Origin of the sequence: Marinomonas algae, assembly GCF_047525555.1 — a bacterium.
Classification (GTDB): Bacteria; Pseudomonadota; Gammaproteobacteria; order Pseudomonadales; family Marinomonadaceae; genus Marinomonas.
The window spans coordinates 45,748-66,436 of the sequence record NZ_JBLIXK010000009.1; the positions used below are offsets into that span (position 1 = coordinate 45,748).

The window sequence follows — 20,689 nt, forward strand, 5'->3', positions numbered from 1 at the left end:
GTCACTGGTAAGCTAAAAGATACTTAATTATTATTCGGTAATATCTACACGTCTGTTTTGGTAACGGCCATCAGCTGTTTTATTCGTTGCAATGGGCGAAGTCTCTCCAAAAGAAACAGTTTGCATCTGACCTGGGCGGACACCCTTTTCTTCAAGATAAGAAGCGACTGCCTGTGAACGCTTTAAACCTAAGTTAAAGTTATAACGCTCACTTCCTAAACTATCAGTATTACCCTCTACAACCATTGCCTCTGTTAGACTAAACCGGTTAACTAACTGATCTAGAATGTAACGAGACTCACTCGTTAACTTACTACTATCGAAAGAAAAATGGACACGAGCAATCACATTATCTGCTGGTGCAATTTGCTTTCCTTTAGTCATTAAAAATTCAGCGCATTCAGGCCGAATTCCCGTTTGCACCATCTGAGTTTTTAAAAACTCTGCACTAGGATCCACTTTATCTAAGCTTTGTACTTGAGAAAAAGCACCTTGATTGAGATGTATACGTACCCCTTGCCCCACTTGAATAGATTTTTCAAACTCAAGACCTGCACCATGACAGTAATAACGTAATGCATCTATAGTTTCTTCTGCTACAAGCTTACTTGCCTGAAGTCCGCCGAAGGCTAACGCTAAACCTAACAAAACAACCTTCATTTCCTTACTCCCTGTTTATCTGATTCACAATATGTTGTGTAATTTTTTAGATACAGCTCAAAATCATTGTTATAACTATTTCTGAATTACAATGCTGAATGCCCAATCTCTTCAGAAATCAGCTCCAGGATTTTATTTTTTATATCCGCTGTGTTTTCAGCTTTATAAACATTATCTTCGCCAACACAGGCAGCCATTTGAGGATTAGAGTCAATATCGTAATCAAATCCTACAGCAGCTAATTTAGTAGTGACTTCATCACTATTCAATTTTTCTAAAATAGTAGAGCATAACCCCTTATTTATAAGCTCTGTGGTAACAGAAGAAATACTGTCTACACCATCCGATAATATAATAATGAGCCGTCTAGGGTTTGTTCCTGTAGCCGCTACTTGAGCTCCTCGTATAATGCCTGTATACGAAGCTGTCCCTCCGTTTCCTTTGAAATTGGAGTTCATATATGTCGAATTAAATGGGTCTGAAAGAGGTTCAGACAAAGGAATAGTATAAAATGAAAAGGTTTTGTTTAAACTTATCCAAGAACTTAAATCTTCATTAAAAATATTATCCACTGTATCTTGATATTTAATATTATCCTCATACCAGTACAAATTCTTATTATTTTTTACAACTAAACAAGCCTTATTACTATTAGAGCTAGTACTGCTGCTATTACAACTAAGGTGATGTGCATAAAGGGTGCTATTCCCCTCAATTTTCGCAGTAAAATAATTGAACCCGACAACTGCAAGTTTATTTTGCTCATCATCCGCACTAATTTCATTGAATGAGTCAAGTTCCGCTGCTACTTCAACAATAATATCATTCAGGTCTTTATATTTTTTTTGTGAGCCCCCATCCCATGTATCATCCATTGATCCTGAGTAGTCCGCCACTAATACTACATCCACTGCTTCGGATTGATATTTTCGTGCAGTTGAAGTTCCTCCCACTTGATAGTTCTCACCCATACTTGATGCTGAAGAACTCTCAGAATAAAACCAGCTATCTTGAGAAATAGTAACCACCACACCATACTCAAAGAATCTCTGCCCCTCCAAGTCGTCTGCATCACAGTCACTATTCTCTTCACACGATAGCTTTGTTACTTCGATGTCACTGTCTGAAATACTCGCGCTAGGAAAGTATGCTTGAATTATTTTTTTGGCTGTAGATTTACGATCACTTTCGCTATCTGAGTTTCCGGCAGCAACAATTAAAGCCGCCACTTCAGATGCTTCTTCTAAGCGTGCTTTATCCTGAAGCGCTCTAGCACCATCACTACCAAGAGCAAATAAGCTGAAAAGTGCTGGAAATAAAAGTACAAATAAAAGCGCAGCATGCCCTGACTCTCTATTCTGTAAATTTCCCATCTGACTAGCGCCCTATTGCAACAGCATTACTGCTGACCGTATTGTTAAACACCGTATCAACCAACGTCCCAAATAAGTTATCCGTTTCATAGCATAGAGTTACTCGATATAAAGTGGCCATCCTTCCCCATGAAGTCACTACAGATAAATCTGAGCTTAAAGGATCTCCTACATCACAGGAAACATTGCCTCCTTCATAGGTCTGTAACTCATTAGCATTATGAGAGCTCTCATCAAAAGTTTGTACTTCCAATACACTACCGTATAAAGCAGAATTAAAATTTCCCATTGTACGGTTCAAAGATGCTTGGATAATCGCATCCGCCTCAGTAAAATCCGACTCTGTAATATTAAAAGAGCTTTCAGAAAACAACTGACTACGCTCTTTTATAATGCCTACAGCAGAGTAAGACATTCGATCTAACTTACCTTTAACTGATAACTTGATTGCTATATCTGCACTAAACACTAACAATAGCGCAAAAAACACACCAACAATGGCAAACTCTACTGTAAAATTACCGCGCTCATTTTTATAATCCATTGCCTTAATTGCTCACTTCAAATTCACTACGCTGATACTCTTGGATAACCAACATTTCTCTCGAAAAGATATCCGTAGTATTACCAAAATAGCCAAAAATCTGATCATAACTATAGCTAATACGATAGATAGCAATTGGGGCATCTTCTGCTGTACCACACTCAACACCAGAAACACTTTCATCTTCTGATTCACATGCATCAATGATAGTACTTAGTTCATCATAATCTTTTACATAACGAATGCTGTATCGGAAATTATCTTTATTTACCAAGAATTGCCAAATGCTATCATCGCCTTCAATGACTTTTTTATATTGATCTAAATAGTTTGTATCTTCGCTGTATAATTTACTTTGTCGTGCAGCTTGAGAAATAAGTAAGTCTCCCACCGAAGAAATGTAAGATATGTAGCCTATCTCAATCAAAAATATACACATCGTCCAAAACGCAGTGAAACCAAGAACAAATTCAATAGCTGCAACACCACTTTCGGCATCAGTTTTACTATCTTCAGTTATATTATCTCTCTGAGTGCCTTGCTCTCCTTGCCACTTATTCATCATCACTCTCCAATTGGAGTTCACCAGTCTGCAATATCAATGGAGCTGTTTGAACATTTACGGTATCAGAAACATCAATAGATGTTCTGGAGCTTGACTCCATAAATGGGTAATCAATAAAAGGCAAAGACTGATTAAATGTTGTATTGTCATTCACAGTGGCATCTCTAGAAACCTTCTCTGAGATTGAATGGCTATTCTCTGCTGTTTTCGTTATAGCGTTCTGCATCCCATCATCAGCTACATTATGAACAACAAGTTCACTTGCTTTTAGATCATTGTATATTGCCAATAATTCCTCCGAACTGTATTTATCAGCATAGAGGGTATTTATGTAATCAAAACTTCCTAGCTTTGCCATAATAATAGCTAAATTTGCTCGTACGCTTTCGTCTACTTTTCCTCTATTGTTAAGATAAACAGGCAATAGAGTTGCAGCAGCAGATTGATATTCACCTTCAATTAAATCCAATAACGCAAGATTATTTTTAATTGTGGCATCGCTGTACATCAACTCGCGCGCTTTATTAAAGGTTTTCCGAGCGTTCTCCAGCTCACCTTGATAAGCATAAATAATGCCCAGCATATTTAACGCTTTTGCATTATCTGGTTCACGTTCTAAAACGATTAGCAATGAATCATGAGCAGAGACAATGTCCCCCATATTATATTGAGCAACAGCTTGAGCATAAAACACTTCGGGGTTGATTTTTTTTTGATTAATAAGAGGGGCTAACGTAAATAAAGCCGACTCATTATCATAGCTATCAATATATACATTGGCTAATTTAAGGCGAGTTTCAGAGTTTTCTTTCTCCTTTAGTTGTTCTTTATATAACTCTATTAAACGAGCGTAGTTTAATGACTTGATCAGTATTTTCTCACTCATCACCTTCTCATCAGCTTTTCCAGATGACACTGTCGGAGCTGAGTAGTGAGTGGTACAGCCCGTTATCGTTAATATTAAAAACAACAACGCAACTAATTTAGACATTCATAGCCCTCATAACACCTGGTGCCGCAACTAGAATAAGAATAGGTATCATAATAAAAAGAATAAGTGGCACTGACATTTTTGCCGAAAGCTTTCCTATTCTTTCTTCTACACCCAACATTTGAACTTCACGAATATCGGCAGACAAGGTTGTTAAAACATTATAAATAGAGCTCCCGTATTGCAAACTTTGTTTTAATGTCATGACAAAGCTACGCATTTCATGAGAATTCACTCGTACATACAGCTCATCTAACGCTTGATTCAACCCTACAATTTTAGTCCTGTCATTTGTTTTCGTTAAAATAAAACCTAAGTCCTTATCAAAAGAAGAAAGTTCCTTGGTTAAATAGCTCATAGCGGCCTCAATTGTCATCCCTGTTTGTACACAAACAGCCAACAAATCAATCAAATAAGGAAGCTTATTTGAAACCCGTATTCTTAATGCCTTTGTACGCATGACTAAATAGCTATCTGGAGCGATTAAAGTACATACCAACCATAAACATATAATGCTAATAGTTGAAGAAACTTCCCATCCACTTTTTACGCCCCAGAAATATATTCCAGCACCACCCAAAAAAAGTAACGTATATTTCAATGGCATAAAATAAGCAGCATACTTCGTGTTATAAAAGCCTGCAGCTAAAAATTTAAGTCGCATTTCCTCATCACTTGAAGAAAATATAGATACAAGGGACTTTATAACAACTTTCCACCAAGCGACCTTATTCTCATGATCTTTTCCTTGATAAGATGCTAACCAATCACTTCCCCGCTTAGATTTCCTATAGCTAGACAAAAGAAAAAGCCCAAAAAGAACGTAAGCGATAACTAAAGCGCCTATAAAAAATAGGTTACTGAAAGCCAAATCATTTAACACCTTTCATTAGCCCCCAAACAATAGAAATACCAATGAATTCACTAACTAGCATATAATAGAGAATCATATTTCCATTAGGATTAAACATAATATATTCAAAGTTCTCAGGTTGAATAAAACGTAATCCTAAAAGAAAAATAAACGGGATAGCGGCAACGATTTTCACTGAAGCTCGTGCTTCTGCTGTTAATGCATATTTCTTTTTTTCAATAGAGCGCATGTTAAACATCAATCGATTTAGACGCTGAATAATATCTTTAAGCTGCCCTCCTCGCTCCATGTTCGCTCTTAGCGTAATAACAAAGAAATAAAATGTCGGGTAAGACAACCTTAAGCAAGCTTTCCTAAATACATCATCTGGAGACTCCCCCATTTGTAAACGCTGTCCCATTGAACGAAATTCATTCCCGACTTTGCCATCTAAAGACTCACCTACATAACTAATTGCTTGTGTAATACTTTCCCCTGAAGAAACAGCACTCGTAAGCATATTTAAGGCAACAGGAAAAGTTTCCTCGAACGCTCTCCGTTCTTGGTTTTGCAGCCAATCATATGCAAACCAAGAGCCAAGTGGAGCAATCACTAAAAAGATCAAATCAGGATTAATTGGTAAGTAAAAGCTATTAATTAAGCGAGAGAGCAATAGTAAAAAAGCATAAAAGACCGCCACTTTGACTAGGGCAAACTTACCGAGTTGCTCGCGTAAGTTTTTCCATTTGTTGAACTGTCGATCTAAAAAGCTATGACCAGATAAAGATTTCAAGTCAACTGCCTGTTGTTTTGCCCCAACCATTTGCGAACGAGTCACCTTGGTAAACTCATTAAGATAGCTGTATCGTTTAAATCGTGCTGAGCGTATCATTGAGTATGATATGCAAACACCAGACAAACCGATGAAGAGCATAAGTAAATAAATCATCCAGCCTCCGCCAAGTTTTGAAAAGCACTTAATAATCGCTCTTCTAAACCAAAGAAGCGGGCTTTCTCATACAATACAGACCGTTTCATCAATCCAGGTGTTACAAATTCACCTTCCAATTTGCCCTGTTCTTTTTGATTATGACTTGGCTGAAAACGGAAGATCTCTTCTAGCACAACGCTACTACCTTCTAATCCAACAACCTCAGTAATACTCATAACCTTACGAGAACCATCGTGCAATCGGCTAATTTGAATAACAATATCCACAGCGCTCACAATGGTCCGTCGTATTGCTTCAAGAGGTAAATTACTGGTTGCCATCATTACCATAGACTCAACACGCGCTAACGCATCACGAGGAGTGTTAGCGTGTAAAGTAGACATCGAACCATCATGTCCTGTGTTCATGGCTTGAAGCATTTCAAAAGCTTCGGAGCCACGACACTCACCAACAATAATACGATCTGGACGCATACGTAATGAGTTAATAACCAAATCTCGCTGACTAACAATACCGGTATTTTCTATTCCCGCAGTTCGAGTTTCTAACCGCACAACATGAGGCTGTTGCAACCGTAATTCTGCGGCATCCTCGATCGTGACGATACGTTCATTTTCTGAGATATATTGAGAAAGCGCGTTTAACATGGTTGTTTTACCAGAGCCAGTACCGCCAGATATTAATATATTCAAACGACAACGCGCAGCTACCATCAAAACCTGCGCCATCTCTATACTCATTGCATTAAAATCGCATAATTTTTGAAAATCGATACTTTGCTTTTTAAATTTACGAATAGAAATAGCGGTGCCATCGATAGCAATTGGAGGGATAACGATATTTACTCGGCTACCGTCGGCCAAACGAGCATCACAAGTAGGGGAAGATTCATCTACTCGTCGCCCTACCCGAGAAGCTATACGCTTCGCAATAGATAAAAGCTGATTTTCATCGACAAAGTCGATATGTGCCTTTTCAACCAATCCATTACGCTCTATAAAGACATTCTCATGCCCATTGATCATAATATCGCTAATGGATTCATCTTCCATTAGGCTTTGTAATGGACCAAGCCCAATTAACTCATCAACCAAGCTTTTTACAAAGTCATTTCGCACAACCTTTGGGACGGCTAAATTTTCACGCTGAACGAGTAAGTCAACAGCGTCGGCAATCTGCTTACTTAGTTGCTCTTTATCCATGTCTCCAATAATATCAGCGTCTAACGCGTCAAATATCTGTTTGCGCAGAGCGATATAAATTGCTTTAGCACCTACCATTAAGCCACCTCAGGGATATATATCATGAGCTAAGAGAGAATAAAGAGCGTTTAGGCTTCACTGTCGTTTCCCCTAATATTATAGAGGTTAACTCTTTCAACGGCTTAGATGCCTTTAATGAGGTTTTGGCAATACGCTTGTTGTCTAAAATAGTCGCAGAAAGCATTTCACAATATGGAATTTCAATATCCACTTTTTGCTTTAGAAAAGTTTCTACCTCATGTCGTTTCACCGTCGCTGCTTTTTTAGGTACTGTGTGATTAAGTACTAAAATAATCCTAAGGGCATTGTTATTATTTACCCTTTGTATTACTTCTCGCATACGCGCAGCATCCCGCAACGAAGAGACACTAGGCTCAATAACCAAAACCACAGAGTCACATTGTGCAATGAAGTTATCTGATGAAATGGAAAAGCCAACTGACGCGGAACAATCTTCAATTACAAAGTTCACATCCACAGCCAACAAATCAACAACAAGGTTTGTGTAATCTAATAATGCAGCACTGTCTAAATGCTCAGATGAAAGTGATAACAAGGACAACAAGCTATTTTGTCTATACACAAGCCCTTGTGAAAATGTCTCATCTAAAGAAGATGTTGCCTCGGCCTGTTGCAACTTACGGCGTTCAAAGCCTTTAATTCCCATCATAATATCAAGGTTGCCAGTAAAGTGGTTTTGATCTACAACCAAGCAAGAAGACTTTTTATCTGCACTTAACTGATAGGCCATTTCAGCACAAATAAAAGTAGCTCCAACACCACCTTTTGTCCCTATAATACTAATATACTTACCACGTCGGTTCTGTCCTGGACCACGGCTACTGTTACGCTTACGGTTGTCACTCACACTACGGACGAAATCAACAAGCTCTTGCTTTGTTATTGGCCAAAATAAGTAATAAAAGCCCATTGTTTTAAGGTTTCGAATAGTAGAAATCGCATCTTCACTACCAACAACAATAACAGAGGCGTTGTTAGGCAATAAGTGACTTATATATTCAGCGTCTTTACTGACATCTTTACTATTATTTAGCTCAACAATAACAACTTCAATATCGGAACTACGAACATGGTCAACTATGTCGTCTTCCGTGTTTTTAGCGATAGATGGTGGTGCAATACCTTCAAATCTATACGCTTCTTGAACCAGCTCTTTACATTTTTCAGTTTGAAAAAAAAGTACCGTACTGATTTTTTCAGCCGAAATGGGGTCAGCTTTCTTAACTTTTTTTAAGGAGTCAACAAGATCAAACATAACTACTTACTCCCACTCATCTTCTCTGGTCTCACCATAGATTGCCAGCGCGCGCTTTCTGCATAGCAGCCAGCACCCGTATGATAAGTACCAACTTTAATTGGCTCACAGATAGGAACAACTACTCTATGTTCAACTACAGATACTTGGAAATCAAAACGCTGCTCGGCAGCACTTTCAACCTCTTTCTCATTAATGTACTCAGAAGATACACCAAGACGAATCAACTCTTTCTTTGCTTGCCTCGCAAACTTGGCACCATCGGATGTTGTCCATGCCAATATCACAGGTTGAGTTAACAGTTTAGACTTATTACTCTCTATAAAAGCAGACCACTCTTGCTTGGAATCTTTAATATGATGGCGATCTGTCTGTATAGCCAAACTATAAGTAACAGGATATATATCAATAGCAGGTCCAGACTTTCCTGAAGCAGCACAACCAGAAAGAACAACTAATATAAATGCAGATAAAACACTGAGTACTATTTTCATTTCTTAAAGCCTCCTGTTGCTAACACTTCCTGACTCAGCCTTTGATGCTCAGCTTCTTTTCGCTTCGGTATAAAAAAGAATCGCTCCGCTGAAGTGGTGCGCTGGAAAGTCGGCAACTGAACTTGATTCGACTCTATTGGCTTCACCAAGTTTACTGTAGCAACTATTATCAACTCAGTTTTATTCCGTTCAGTTTCAGCATAACGAAATAACGAACCTAAAATAGGAATATCACTAATAAAAGGAACCTTACGTAAAAGCTCTCTTTCTTCGTTATTAAGTAAACCGCCTAGAACAAAACTTTGACCATCGCCCAGCTCTACCGTTGTTCGTGCACGACGTGTTTTAAACGCGGGAATATCGTATGTACCATCTGAATACTGACTATCAACAGAGCTCACTTCCGGCATGAGTGACAGCCTAATTTTGCTGTCCTTCATAACCTTAGCCGCAACATCCAACTTAATACCAAACTCTTTATAAGTGACATTTACAGTATCATCTACAATCGTAGTTACCGGCATCTCACCACCTACAAGAAAGCTAGCTGTCTCACCTGAAATAACGGATAAATTTGGCTCAGCCAATACCTGCCCAATCTCGTTATCGTTGATTGCTGTAATAGTTGCTATAACGTCACTACTTGAAAAGCTACCTACCGTATTACCGCTAGAGGAGTATTGCACCCCAAGATTATCCAACAGGCTATGAGTCACTTCGGCGATAGACAGTTTCACATTAATTTGTTTAGTGCTCGCCACCTCAATATTATTAATAAGGCCATCAAACTTTCGCTTTTGCATGAAATCAAGACTATAACTCTCACCACTATCGCTAGATGTCCACTCAAGGTTCGTATCTACTGATTCCTTCCCCAGTAATTCGCCCACAAAATTATTAATGCCATCTTTCTCCGCTTCTGTCGCAACTATACCGCTTAGCACCACTTTATCGCTCAAGCTATAGATACTCACTTCAGCATTTGGGTATTTAAGAGCAACACTCTGCTGTATGCGAGCCATACTAGGATTAATAATTAAGTGTCGCTGAAGCAATGTGTCACCATGAGCAGAAAAAGCAATCAAAGTCGCCTCTCCGATCTTTTTACCAAAAACAACGACTTTGTTTTGGTCAATCACTTGATAATCAGCCACCGAAGGGTCAGAGATAAACACTGAGTCAATATCAGCTGCAACAGAAATGGCTCGAGCATCGCCCTTCGCTAGATTCATTAACTCTTGCGACAACGCTGTTGTCGATGCACCCAAAAGCACAAGAAAAAGTAGAAATTTTTTAAAAGTAATCATCTTAGTTCCTTCTTAGTGCTCAAGAGTTTCTGTATCGGGACGAAATTCACGGATACCAGTGTAGCGAGGAATGACATCGCCAGCATTGGCAGACAAGTCATCAGATGACGTTGTAACACCAGTAGAAACATGCACTTCCAGTTCTGCGATATGTTTCGCTACCGTCAAAGTAGCCACTTGTTTCGGGGTTAATTCTAGAATAAGGCTGGCTGTTGTTTGCCCTTCTTGTTTTGCAGAAACAACAGCAGCTTTTTCTTCTTTTACTTGCAGGACATTGACTCCCATTAAAATAGGGGCCAACGAAATACCTTCTAAATCTCTAATTCTGTCTTCACTTGCCAAGTTCTGGCTCAAAGACGTCAAAGCTAACACATCCACTTTGGAACCAGATTTAATCACACCACCCACAATGGCTTCTGGGCTAACAGTAACAGGGAAAGGAACATTACCAGGCGTCATGACAAGACGAAAGTAGCCATCTTGGTTGGGCTTAGTGATATTTTCGGGGACAATCAACTCACCTTCAGCAAGTGGCGTGTTTACTACCATCCCCGCAGTAAAAGATAAGTTAACATCGTCCTGAATTCCTTTCTTTAAAGCTTCCTCTTGCGGAATAATCTTCAAATATAAATCGTTTCGAGTTACCGGGTCTCCTAAAGCAAGCGAATGACGCGTTACCCAGACCTCATAAGTAATCTCTTTTTTTTCTGGAACCACTACTACTGGAGGGGCCGTCGAAAAACGCGACATAATTAAACCAGATAGACCTACTCCTAGCAGCAGCAGAGACACCACCATCAAAACCTTTGATTTCATTCCCTTATCCTAAGAGTGTGTTAACGTGAGAAACATGAAAGGAATATAAAGACACCGCCAGCAATAGAAATAGGCACCGCGTAAGGAATACCCTTTTCTCTCACCTTAGTTAAATCTGTCATTAAGCCATATAGCAAATACCCCAAAGCCAAAACGCCACCTAATAAAGCAACGCTATACAACATAAGAGGAATAAACTCAGGAGACACACCTAAACTCAATACCGCCAGCAACTTTGTATCACCAGCACCTAGTACACCCAAACAAAACAATCCAAAGCCTACGACCAGAATCGCTAAGGTATAAGGCAATACCGAAAGATTAAAATGAAAACCCCAACTTAATAACAAAAGCCCTGTTAGCCAAAATAAGCTTTTATGGCTAACAGATCTCTTATATATGTCGTCAATCGATATTTTTATTAAAGTCACAAAAAAGACTATTAAAAAAACACAACCGAATAACATCAGGTATTACTTAACTACTAACGTAGCTTTTAACCTTCTTCACCCTTAATATTACTAGTTACTTCAGTGAATGCATCATCCAAAGCAGTAGTCAAAGAACCATCACTAAAAACAGCATACACTCCAGCAGACACAGCAACAGCAATAACAGCGTATTCAATCGCCGTTACACCTTCACGATTTTTAGCGAAACAGTAAATAGCCGTTTTAACATTAACAAAAAGTTTAGTGAACATAATCAGGACTCTCCCTAGTTTAAAATGCCTCTCAACAGAATTGTCAAGAAAGTATACAGAGGTGATAGATCCCCTCAACTTCATAAAAAAACAGCTAAATTAGCTAAATCTTATACAAAGTCTTTACTTACATTAATAAAAATGCTGACGATCTATTGACGAGAATAGTAGCAAATAAACCAAACTTGACAATGGACAATATTCAACCAGACGAAGCTTTATTGTAACGTTTTGTAAAAAAAATATTCCTTATGTATCATTTCGTAAACACTAATTGTGCTTAAAAGCAATGAAAATGGTTATTATTTCTACATAGAAAAAACGCATATGGAAAAGCTTTTGCATACCTCTATACTGACATTCATACCACTAAAAAATTGAGAGCAAAATGACCCAATTAACGACTGAAACACAGACTTTTGAGCATATCTTAGTGATTGTTTTAGTTGGGGTTATATCCATAACAACAGGCATCCTTTTAAGAGTCTTATGCAAGCTCACAATAGAACCCAAACATAGGTCGATTTACAGTCACTTAAGTAGCGTCTATAGCATAAAAAAAGCTCATTTCATCCCCCTGGAACTCTTAATTCTCACAATGTCTTTAATCGTGGTTTGTAACAGCAACCTAAGTCTTTCTAGTTTCATGTTGTTATTACTAACTAGAGCCTTAATAACTTTGAGTTATATCGACATCCAACAGAAGCTGCTACCTGACTCACTGACAATTCCTTTACTTTGGTTAGGCATTCTCCTAAACAGTGGCAACTTCTTAGTCGATTTAAAAGATTCCGTTTGGGGAGCAATTATTGGCTACGCATCTTTGTGGACTATGTATTGGCTATACAGATTACTCACAAAAAAAGAAGGTATAGGATACGGAGATTTAAAACTATTCGCCGCATTAGGTGCTTGGGGAGGCGTAAGCATATTGCTTCCTACCTTTGTAATGGCGTCACTGTGCGCTGCATTATTCTCGTGTTTTTATGCTTTTCTTGCAAAAAAGTCCTTTAAAAACACAATGGCATTTGGCCCTTATTTATCTCTATTTGGCTGGGCCAACATTCTATTTATCTACTTGAGATATTAACCCCCATTAAATTTTTATTTTAAATCCCGTCATTTAATCACTGCATGTGGAGATGAAAATTCTCACGGTTCCATCGCTTGTTCATATCAGGCTGGCTACGTATAGTTTGCGATAATAAAAACTGTGTTTGTCTTTAGAATAGTTAATGTTATATTATAACATTAACACTTTACGGAACCCAGCTACCCTTGATAAATGATACCACCCACTCTCACCCGCATTCTCAGCCTAAGAATGCGCTGCCTTCCTTTTTTTCACGCTGCCAACCCGCTGCGATGACATTAGAGGATGTGGCTTGGTCGCCTTACAAGGACAAACCTTTGCTCTCACCGATCAACATCTCGGTCAATGCTGGAGAATTTGTTGCCGTTGTTGGTCCAAATGGTTCTGGTAAAACCAGTTTATTACGTTGTCTTTATCGAGTGAACAAACCAACTTCTGGTCGGGTTTTATTAGATCAGAAAAACATCTGGTCGCTTTCTGCTCGCCAATGCGCACAACGTATCGCAACGGTTCTACAAGACGTCAGCGCAGAATTTGGCTTGAGTGTTTTTGAAATGGTCGAGATTGGTCTAACGCCAAAATCAAACAGTTGGAAACGCACGGATGACGATATCGATGCTATTCATGAAGTGTTAGCACTACTTGATGTACATCACCTTGCGGAGCGCTCTTTTAGCTCCTTGTCTGGCGGCGAACGCCAACGAGTGATCATTGCTCGTGCTTTGGTACAAAACCCAGATATTTTGATTCTAGACGAGCCAACAAATCATCTTGATATTCGCCATCAGCTGGAAGTATTAGAGCTTCTTTCAATGCTGCCTTGTACCGTCATTGTGTCTTTGCATGACCTGTCTCTCGCGTCCACTTATGCGGACCGTGTTTTGGTAATGAAAGAAGGTCACATGCAAGATTACGCAGAACCGAAAAGCGTTTTCACTGAAGGCCAGATACGCCTAGTATTTGATGTGGAAACCGTCATTGATGAACACCCTATTACTCAACGCCCACGCTTTTCATTCCATCTAAATGAAAAGCACTTAAATAAAAAGCAGGATTAACCTATGCCTCACTCAACTCGCTATTCCATCAAACCCACGCCTTTTTTCATCGCAGGTTTGATGTTTTGTGGATTCCAAACTAGCCAATTACAAGCGGCAGAATCTCATTATCCTGTTCATGTACAAAGCTGTGATCGAGTCGTGACGTTCGATCAAGCACCACAAGCTGCTGTACCAAATGACTCTAACTTAATAGAAATGATGCTGGCATTGCGTCTTCAAGACCATATGGTTGGCTACACAGGCGTATCCGGCTGGAAAACACTCGATCCAACATTGCGCGAAGGCATTGGAGAATTGCCTGAGTTTTCTCCAAAATATCCGACCAAAGAAGTACTGCTTGGCGCAGACGCTGACTTCTATTTCGCGGGCTGGAACTACGGGATGAAAGTCGGTGGTGGCGTTACGCCTGATACGCTAGCGCCGCTGGGAATTAAGGTTTATGAACTAAGCGAAAGCTGCATTCATATTATGGATAAGCCTAAAGTTTCCATGGACGACATGTACAACGACTTACTAAATTTGGGGCGTATTTTTAATGTTGAAGCGCGCGCCAATAGCTTGGTCGAAAGCTATAAAAAAGAGCTAGAAAGTTTTCATGCAAACTTAGCCCCATTAACACAAGCTGTCAGCGTATTTGTCTATGATTCAGGCGAAGAACAACCTTTTACAGCCGGACAACATGCAATGCCGACGGCACTGATTGAAGCGGCAGGAGGTAAAAACATTGTTGATGACGTGCGTAAAAGTTGGACACAAATTGGCTGGGAATCTGTCATAGACCGCGCTCCTGAAGTCATTGTGATCGTCAATTACGGTCAAGTAACCGCACAGCAAAAAATTGACTTCCTACGCAGCAATCCTGCGTTCAGCGACATTCCTGCTATCAAAAACAATCGTTTTGTCGTATTGGAATACGTTGAAGCCACGCCTGGTCCACGCAATATTGAAGCAATTAAACGCTTAGCTAAGGCCTTTAGAACAGAATAATGAAAAAAGCCAGATTCATGCCTAAGCTCACATTGCGAGCACTCTTACTGACGTTAAGTATCTTACTCATTATTTTGATGGGCATGGCTGTTGGCGTTGGCTCTGTCTCTATTCCACAATCCACCGTTTGGGGAATCATTGGTAACAAGCTGTCATTGACCAATAGTTTGCCAACTTGGTCAATGGGCCGCGAAAACATTGTTTGGGCTGTTCGTATGCCTAGAGTCATATTGGCCGCTATTGTCGGTGCAATATTAGCGTTAGTGGGGGCGGCATTGCAGTCTGTAACCCGAAACCCTTTGGCCGACCCTCATTTGCTAGGCGTGTCATCCGGTGCGGCGCTTGGCGCCATTATTGCGCTACTTCATACAGGTATGATTTTAGGACTGATGACGGTACCCGTATTTGCTTTTCTTGGAGCGCTTTTGGCTATGTTTTTGGTGCTCGGAGTGGCAAATTTCTCAGTAGCGCACAGTGCAGGTCGTCTTATTCTTGCTGGTGTTGCTGTCGCTTTTATTCTTACTGCCTTAGGTAATTTATTTATCTTTATGGGCGATCATCGAGCTTCTCATACTGTTATTTTCTGGATGCTTGGTGGTTTAGGTCTCGCGCAATGGGGGCAACTTTGGTTTCCCCTTTTCACTCTGATATTGGGCGCAGGGTACTTAATCTATAAAGCGAGATACCTAAATGCCATGATGCTTGGGGATGAAACAGCCAGCACACTAGGCGTTCCTGTTCCTCGCTTTCGTTTTATCGTTATCGTTGTGTGTGCGTTATTAACCGGAGCGGCTGTCGCTTTTTCAGGAGTCATTGGGTTTATCGGTTTAATGGTGCCGCATATTGTTCGCTTGTTAGTCGGTGGGGATTACCGAAAAGTTCTTCCGCTGTCAACGCTTTTTGGTGCATTGTTTTTAGTTTCTGCGGACATCGTAGCTAGAATAATAATTCCACCTGAAGACATGCCAATTGGTATTTTAACTGGGCTGGCTGGAGGAATCGCCTTTGTTTTCTTAATGAGACAAAAGCGAAACGTATCACTTTAATAATCGAATTAACCTTCTACCTCTAGGGAAGGTACGAACAAGTCCTTATAATGAAAAAACATCTTTTTTGTTATTCAAAATGACGGTGCTATTTGTGTCGAAATTTACAAAAAATGCTTCCGCTATAGTCCGAGACAGGATATCTCTAGTGGCTATATCTTCAAAAATCTCAATATTTACACATATTTAGCCATTAGTAATATTTATGATTTTTACTTTAGGTTAAAATCTGAGCTATATATGTATACTTAGGTAAACATATGTAATTCACTATTTTGATATTTTAGACTATATTTATATTTGTCCTTTTTCAGGGGTTAAGCATTTTTACATGAATTGGCTACAAGACTTTTTTGTTTTTGACATGACAGGCTATCACTCTGATATGGGGACTTATAACTACTGGCTGGTTTTATTGTCAGTTATTATTTCCTCTGCGGCGGCTTTTTTCTCTTTGCATTTTGCTTCTGTCGCTCAACACATCACGATTAAAAAACATAAAACTATTGCACTAGCTTCTGGGTCATTGGTTATGGCCGGTGGCATTTGGAGTATGCACTTTGTTGGCATGTTGGCCTACGATATGGGTCACTCAGTCAGTTATGAACCATGGTTGACTCTGTTTTCCATACTCCCTAGCGTTGTTGCATCCTACATAACACTGAACCTTCTAATTCAAAATAAACTTACATCTTGGCAACTTATCTTCGGTGGCACACTTGTGGGTGCCGGAATCGGTACGATGCACTATATGGGCATGGCGGCCATGGAAATGGATGTGGATTTACGCTACGACCCATTTTGGTTTGCTTTATCTATTTTTGTCGCTGTTGCATTAGCCATCATTGCTTTATCTGCTCGCTACCACATCAAGCGGATTCGCAAGAACCTAAATGAGAACATTATTAATGCCTTTAGTGCTGCCATCATGGGTGCTGCTATTTCTGGCATGCATTATGTTGGTATGACAGGCGCTCGCTACGTCCCTATTCCAGGTATGACTCATGACCATCACTTGCACATGGAGAGTGGCGACAATAACTATCTTTCTCTAGCTGTAGCCATTTCCACATTGCTCATTTCGATATTGGCCACCAACATTACCTCTCAACTTCGTTATCGCCAGCTATTACTTGAGAAGACGACGAACGAGTTACGCTTAAAAACCACTTTAGACACAGCCGTGGATGGCATTATCACCATTGACCACAAAGGCTTGATTCAAGAGTTTAACAAGGCGGCAGTGACTATTTTTGGTTGGCAAGAAGAAGAAGTCATAGGCAAAAATATCTCGATGCTCATGCCTCAGCCTTACGAAGAAAAGCATGACGGCTACCTTCTAGACTTTAATAAAACAGGCCTAAGAAAGGCAATTGGTAGAAATCAAGAACTCCCAGCACTACATAAAGATGGCCATACTTTCCCTATTCGTTTAGGTGTAGGACAGGTCCAAATCGATGGTTTTGACTCCATCTTCGTAGGCTTTGTGACAGACATTTCTGCTCGACGAGCAATGGAAGAGAAAGTCCGCAAAAGCGAAGAACAGTACAGTTCACTTATCAAAAATATTCCAGGTGCGTCCTTCCGCTGTAAACTGGATAAGAACTGGGGAATTATTTTCATTAGTGATGCTATTGAAGAGCTTTCTGGCTGGAAAGTGAGTGATTTCCATGATGGCAGAATTCATTTAGCGGACCTTATCCATACAGACGATAACGAGAAAGTCATCGAAGCTGTAAACAAAGCCAAAACAGGTCACCAGACTTATACTGTCGAATACCGCTTTAAACACAAAGAAGGGCATTACCTTTGGGTACTCGAAAATGGCTCGATTGTGCTTAATGGAAACGGTGAGGCACAGTGGATTGATGGCGTAATATTAGACATATCCGCTCGAGTTGAGATGGAAGATGAATTACGCCAAGCTAAGATAAAAGCAGAGCAATCAGCAGAAAGTAAATCGGCATTTCTTGCGAATATGAGTCATGAAATTCGTACGCCAATGAACGCCATTATTGGTTTCTCTGACATCTTATTAGAGTCTGACATTTCCCTAGAAAACAAAAAGCACCTAAGCACCATCAGTAAATCTGGGCGCTCTTTACTTCACTTGTTAAACGACATTTTGGACAGCGCAAAGCTGGACAAAAATAAACTCGAATTGGACGAACAACCTTTTGACCTAATGAATATGGTTGATACGGTTATATCAACCTTATGGCTACAAGCAAAAAGCAAAAATGTGGAACTGAGCTTCACGATTGAAGATGGCATCAGCAAAGCATACTTCGGGGCAGAAGGCCGAATTCATCAAGTATTAATGAACCTACTAGGCAATGCCATTAAATTTACCGAAGTCGGTAGCGTCACACTGACCATTTCAAAACAGGACAATGGCTTTCTACGTTTTTCTATCCAAGATACAGGCATTGGTATTCCACCAGATCGACTCAAAAGCATCTTTGAACCTTTCACACAAGCGGATGCCTCTATGAGCCGACGCTTTGGCGGAACAGGTTTGGGAACAACCATTTCCAAACAGCTAGTTGAACTGATGGGAGGCAAAATACACGCATCCAGTGAGCTCAATGTTGGTAGTTGTTTCTCTGTTGATTTGCCTTTGGAAGAAAGAAGCTTTGTGCCTAGTAACAAGCCAAAAACTGTTATCGGCCTTGAGCCTAAGAAAGTATTAATTGCAGATGATGTTGAGCAAAACATCACTCTACTGACAATTATTCTGAAGCGTCAAGGTCATGAAGTCTGCTCTGTTGCAGATGGCTCTGCAGCTGTTGAGAAATTTAAAATTGTTCAACCCGATATTATTTTAATGGACATTCAAATGCCCATTATGGACGGTTTAACAGCGGCTCAGATTATTCGAATCTACGAAAAAGACAACAAACTACCTCGTACTCCGATTATTGCCTTAACCGCCAATGTGCTGCTCGAAGACAAGTTAGAAGCACAAAACGCTGGTATGGATGGTTTTGCGAACAAGCCTATTGATGTTAATGCACTGACTATGGAAATGGCCCGCGTTTTGAATATTGAAGCCATTGAGCAAGTCATTCCAGACGAAGAGCAGGAGTCCATCGAAGCGACCAACAAAAAGCAGGTTAACTTCGAAAAAGGCTTAGGATTATGGGGCGAAGCATCTGTTTATTTAGCAGAGTTAAACCATTTCTACGAATTAAATAAAGCACTTTCAGACACGCTCGTTAGTCATGTGGAAAACGACGAGTTTGACGAAGTAAGTGCGTTGGCTCATGCAACCAAAGGCTCATCAAGCAATTTGGCATTATTAGGCATAAGCAAACAAGCTGCCTTCATTGAAAGTTCTGCGAAAGCACAAAAACGCAGTGATTGCCTGAGCGCAATTGAGCAATTACAAAATCATATGATGTGTTTTAGCCAAGAATTAGAAGTACTTAAAAATACTCATCAGCCAGAAGACACTAGCAGCCAAAGAGTTGTCTCTTCAAAAGCATCCAAAGAAGAGTTGTTAGCAACCATTGAAGAGCTAATCGAATTGGCAAAAGCAGGCGAAGTAGATGATGAGAAAATAGATCTGTTTGTCGATAACATCGAAACCAGTCTAAAAGCAAAAGCCGTTGAGGTAAAAAATGACCTTTTAGATTTTGACTTCGATACTGCACTTGCGACATTATCAGAACTGAAGAAAGTCATTAAGGAAGAGGCGTGATGATCCAAAAGAAAACATCAGCGCGAATTTTACTTGTAGACGACGAGCCAACTAATCTAAGAATTTTGCGTCATATTCTACAAGATCATTACACTCTGTCATTTGCTAAATCAGGTCAAGCCGCTTTAGAGCTTGTTGAAAAAGAAGAAATCGATCTTATTTTACTCGACGTGATGATGCCGAATATGACGGGGATCGAAGTTTGCCAGAAACTGAAACAGAACCCTGCAACAAAAGAAATACCGGTCATTTTTGTTACTGCTCTAAGAGACGCAGGAGACGAAGAAAGAGGCTTTGAAATAGGCGCTGTCGATTACATTACCAAGCCGGTTGTGCCTGCTATTGTTCTGGCTCGCGTGAAAAACCACTTATCTTTGACCAGTGTTGCCGCTCTGCATCAGACTCACCTCGACCTCATCCAGAGACTAGGCCGTGCGGCAGAGTACAAAGACAACGAAACAGGCATGCATGTACAACGCATGAGTCGCTACACCCGTGAATTAGCAATCGCTTACGGCTTTCCTGAAGACTATGCTGATGATTTGATGATGGCTGCGCCAATGCATGATATTGGTAAAATAGGCATAGCAGACAATATTTTATTGAAGCCCGGTAAACTAACGGCTGAAGAATATGAAGTAATGAAAACTCATGTTGAGATTGGTGCCGAGATCTTGTCGAACCCTCGCTCTCACCTGATTAAACTGGCTCATATTATGGCTCTATCTCATCATGAAAAATGGGATGGCTCGGGCTATCCAAAAGGTCTATCTCAGGAAGATATTCCCATTGAAGGTAGGCTAATTGCTGTTGCCGATGTATTTGACGCCCTAACCAGTGAGCGTCCGTATAAAAAAGCATGGTCTGTTGATGACGCGGTGAATTATATCTTTGAGCAATCAGGTAAACACTTTGATCCAGCTATTCCGCCTTTATTAAAACAAGTGTTACCAAAGATCTTAAAAATTAAAGAATCGTTCTCTGAAACTTTTTAAGAAAACCC

20 protein-coding genes are annotated in these 20,689 nt (G+C 40.0%); 6 read left to right on the forward strand and 14 right to left on the reverse strand.

The features are described from left to right. Positions 1 to 30: 30 nt before the first annotated feature. The 14 genes from ACMUMQ_RS12200 to ACMUMQ_RS12265 all read right to left on the reverse strand — a co-directional run bounded on the left by ACMUMQ_RS12200 (position 31) and on the right by ACMUMQ_RS12265 (position 11,796). Entirely contained in the window at positions 31 to 660 is a 630-nt protein-coding gene (locus ACMUMQ_RS12200; protein ID WP_414682263.1) for an OmpA family protein, read from the reverse strand. 86 nt (positions 661 to 746) lie between these two features. Beyond that, positions 747 to 2,033 carry a TadE/TadG family type IV pilus assembly protein gene (locus tag ACMUMQ_RS12205; RefSeq protein ID WP_414682264.1) on the reverse strand — a complete coding sequence of 429 codons (1,287 nt, stop codon included), beginning with the start codon at positions 2,031 to 2,033 and terminating at the stop codon, positions 747 to 749. A gap of 4 nt (positions 2,034 to 2,037) precedes the next feature. After that, positions 2,038 to 2,577, reverse strand: coding sequence for a tight adherence pilus pseudopilin TadF (gene tadF / locus ACMUMQ_RS12210; protein WP_414682265.1), 540 nt, complete (start codon positions 2,575 to 2,577; stop codon positions 2,038 to 2,040). 4 nt (positions 2,578 to 2,581) lie between these two features. Further along, positions 2,582 to 3,142: a TadE family protein gene (locus ACMUMQ_RS12215; RefSeq protein WP_414682266.1), complete on the reverse strand. Its 561-nt coding sequence runs from the start codon at positions 3,140 to 3,142 to the stop codon at positions 2,582 to 2,584. After that, positions 3,132 to 4,133, reverse strand: coding sequence for a tetratricopeptide repeat protein (locus ACMUMQ_RS12220; protein WP_414682267.1), 1,002 nt, complete (start codon positions 4,131 to 4,133; stop codon positions 3,132 to 3,134). Before ACMUMQ_RS12220 ends, ACMUMQ_RS12215 begins: the two co-directional genes overlap by 11 nt. Beyond that, on the reverse strand, positions 4,126 to 5,016 hold the full coding sequence (locus tag ACMUMQ_RS12225; RefSeq protein WP_414682268.1) for a type II secretion system F family protein: 891 nt from the start codon (positions 5,014 to 5,016) through the stop codon (positions 4,126 to 4,128). Before ACMUMQ_RS12225 ends, ACMUMQ_RS12220 begins: the two co-directional genes overlap by 8 nt. Beyond that, positions 5,006 to 5,935: a type II secretion system F family protein gene (locus ACMUMQ_RS12230; RefSeq protein ID WP_414682269.1), complete on the reverse strand. Its 930-nt coding sequence runs from the start codon at positions 5,933 to 5,935 to the stop codon at positions 5,006 to 5,008. Before ACMUMQ_RS12230 ends, ACMUMQ_RS12225 begins: the two co-directional genes overlap by 11 nt. Next, positions 5,932 to 7,218, reverse strand: a complete 1,287-nt coding sequence (locus ACMUMQ_RS12235; protein WP_414682270.1) for a TadA family conjugal transfer-associated ATPase — start codon at positions 7,216 to 7,218, stop codon at positions 5,932 to 5,934. Before ACMUMQ_RS12235 ends, ACMUMQ_RS12230 begins: the two co-directional genes overlap by 4 nt. A gap of 22 nt (positions 7,219 to 7,240) precedes the next feature. Beyond that, entirely contained in the window at positions 7,241 to 8,476 is a 1,236-nt protein-coding gene (locus ACMUMQ_RS12240; RefSeq protein ID WP_414682271.1) for a CpaE/TadZ family protein, read from the reverse strand. A 2-nt stretch (positions 8,477 to 8,478) separates the two neighbouring features. Beyond that, positions 8,479 to 8,970, reverse strand: coding sequence for a hypothetical protein (locus ACMUMQ_RS12245; protein ID WP_414682272.1), 492 nt, complete (start codon positions 8,968 to 8,970; stop codon positions 8,479 to 8,481). After that, complete coding sequence (locus ACMUMQ_RS12250) at positions 8,967 to 10,277, reverse strand: type II and III secretion system protein family protein (protein WP_414682273.1); 1,311 nt, start codon at positions 10,275 to 10,277, stop codon at positions 8,967 to 8,969. Before ACMUMQ_RS12250 ends, ACMUMQ_RS12245 begins: the two co-directional genes overlap by 4 nt. Positions 10,278 to 10,289: 12 nt before the next feature. Continuing rightward, positions 10,290 to 11,093: a Flp pilus assembly protein CpaB gene (gene cpaB, locus ACMUMQ_RS12255; RefSeq protein WP_414682274.1), complete on the reverse strand. Its 804-nt coding sequence runs from the start codon at positions 11,091 to 11,093 to the stop codon at positions 10,290 to 10,292. Positions 11,094 to 11,113: 20 nt separating this feature from the next. Continuing rightward, positions 11,114 to 11,560: a prepilin peptidase gene (locus ACMUMQ_RS12260; RefSeq protein WP_414682275.1), complete on the reverse strand. Its 447-nt coding sequence runs from the start codon at positions 11,558 to 11,560 to the stop codon at positions 11,114 to 11,116. Positions 11,561 to 11,589: 29 nt separating this feature from the next. Next, on the reverse strand, positions 11,590 to 11,796 hold the full coding sequence (locus ACMUMQ_RS12265; protein ID WP_414682276.1) for a Flp family type IVb pilin: 207 nt from the start codon (positions 11,794 to 11,796) through the stop codon (positions 11,590 to 11,592). Between the two features lie 388 nt (positions 11,797 to 12,184). Between ACMUMQ_RS12265 and ACMUMQ_RS12270 the strand changes: the two genes are divergently transcribed. The 6 genes from ACMUMQ_RS12270 (at position 12,185) to ACMUMQ_RS12295 (ending at position 20,681) form a co-directional block, all read left to right on the forward strand. Then, a complete protein-coding gene (locus ACMUMQ_RS12270) occupies positions 12,185 to 12,886 on the forward strand; it encodes a prepilin peptidase (protein WP_414682277.1) in 702 nt (233 codons plus the stop codon). Positions 12,887 to 13,074: 188 nt separating this feature from the next. Continuing rightward, positions 13,075 to 13,947, forward strand: a complete 873-nt coding sequence (locus ACMUMQ_RS12275) for an ABC transporter ATP-binding protein (RefSeq protein WP_414682278.1) — start codon at positions 13,075 to 13,077, stop codon at positions 13,945 to 13,947. Positions 13,948 to 13,950: 3 nt separating this feature from the next. Then, positions 13,951 to 14,937: an ABC transporter substrate-binding protein gene (locus tag ACMUMQ_RS12280; protein WP_414682279.1), complete on the forward strand. Its 987-nt coding sequence runs from the start codon at positions 13,951 to 13,953 to the stop codon at positions 14,935 to 14,937. Further along, positions 14,937 to 15,983, forward strand: coding sequence for a FecCD family ABC transporter permease (locus ACMUMQ_RS12285; protein ID WP_414682280.1), 1,047 nt, complete (start codon positions 14,937 to 14,939; stop codon positions 15,981 to 15,983). The genes ACMUMQ_RS12280 and ACMUMQ_RS12285 overlap by 1 nt, the downstream gene beginning before the upstream one ends. Before the next feature lie 331 nt (positions 15,984 to 16,314). After that, positions 16,315 to 19,686, forward strand: coding sequence for an MHYT domain-containing protein (locus tag ACMUMQ_RS12290; RefSeq protein ID WP_414682281.1), 3,372 nt, complete (start codon positions 16,315 to 16,317; stop codon positions 19,684 to 19,686). Beyond that, positions 19,686 to 20,681, forward strand: coding sequence for a response regulator (locus ACMUMQ_RS12295; RefSeq protein ID WP_414682282.1), 996 nt, complete (start codon positions 19,686 to 19,688; stop codon positions 20,679 to 20,681). Before ACMUMQ_RS12290 ends, ACMUMQ_RS12295 begins: the two co-directional genes overlap by 1 nt. Positions 20,682 to 20,689 lie beyond the last annotated feature (8 nt).

Excerpts from the sequence above, each read along its gene's own strand:
- ACMUMQ_RS12270 (WP_414682277.1), top strand. The coding sequence starts at position 12,185 with ATGACCCAATTAACGACTGAAACACAGACTTTTGAGCATATCTTAGTG.
- ACMUMQ_RS12285 (WP_414682280.1), top strand. The coding sequence starts at position 14,937 with ATGAAAAAAGCCAGATTCATGCCTAAGCTCACATTGCGAGCACTCTTA.
- ACMUMQ_RS12230 (WP_414682269.1), bottom strand. The coding sequence starts at position 5,935 with ATGATTTATTTACTTATGCTCTTCATCGGTTTGTCTGGTGTTTGCATA.
- ACMUMQ_RS12205 (WP_414682264.1), bottom strand. The coding sequence starts at position 2,033 with ATGGGAAATTTACAGAATAGAGAGTCAGGGCATGCTGCGCTTTTATTT.
- ACMUMQ_RS12280 (WP_414682279.1), top strand. The coding sequence starts at position 13,951 with ATGCCTCACTCAACTCGCTATTCCATCAAACCCACGCCTTTTTTCATC.
- ACMUMQ_RS12245 (WP_414682272.1), bottom strand. The coding sequence starts at position 8,970 with ATGAAAATAGTACTCAGTGTTTTATCTGCATTTATATTAGTTGTTCTT.
- ACMUMQ_RS12250 (WP_414682273.1), bottom strand. The coding sequence starts at position 10,277 with ATGATTACTTTTAAAAAATTTCTACTTTTTCTTGTGCTTTTGGGTGCA.
- ACMUMQ_RS12215 (WP_414682266.1), bottom strand. The coding sequence starts at position 3,142 with ATGATGAATAAGTGGCAAGGAGAGCAAGGCACTCAGAGAGATAATATA.
- tadF (WP_414682265.1), bottom strand. The coding sequence starts at position 2,577 with ATGGATTATAAAAATGAGCGCGGTAATTTTACAGTAGAGTTTGCCATT.
- ACMUMQ_RS12200 (WP_414682263.1), bottom strand. The coding sequence starts at position 660 with ATGAAGGTTGTTTTGTTAGGTTTAGCGTTAGCCTTCGGCGGACTTCAG.
- ACMUMQ_RS12295 (WP_414682282.1), top strand. The coding sequence starts at position 19,686 with ATGATCCAAAAGAAAACATCAGCGCGAATTTTACTTGTAGACGACGAG.
- ACMUMQ_RS12260 (WP_414682275.1), bottom strand. The coding sequence starts at position 11,560 with ATGTTATTCGGTTGTGTTTTTTTAATAGTCTTTTTTGTGACTTTAATA.
- ACMUMQ_RS12220 (WP_414682267.1), bottom strand. The coding sequence starts at position 4,133 with ATGTCTAAATTAGTTGCGTTGTTGTTTTTAATATTAACGATAACGGGC.
- ACMUMQ_RS12290 (WP_414682281.1), top strand. The coding sequence starts at position 16,315 with ATGAATTGGCTACAAGACTTTTTTGTTTTTGACATGACAGGCTATCAC.
- ACMUMQ_RS12240 (WP_414682271.1), bottom strand. The coding sequence starts at position 8,476 with ATGTTTGATCTTGTTGACTCCTTAAAAAAAGTTAAGAAAGCTGACCCC.
- ACMUMQ_RS12265 (WP_414682276.1), bottom strand. The coding sequence starts at position 11,796 with ATGTTCACTAAACTTTTTGTTAATGTTAAAACGGCTATTTACTGTTTC.
- ACMUMQ_RS12235 (WP_414682270.1), bottom strand. The coding sequence starts at position 7,218 with ATGGTAGGTGCTAAAGCAATTTATATCGCTCTGCGCAAACAGATATTT.
- cpaB (WP_414682274.1), bottom strand. The coding sequence starts at position 11,093 with ATGAAATCAAAGGTTTTGATGGTGGTGTCTCTGCTGCTGCTAGGAGTA.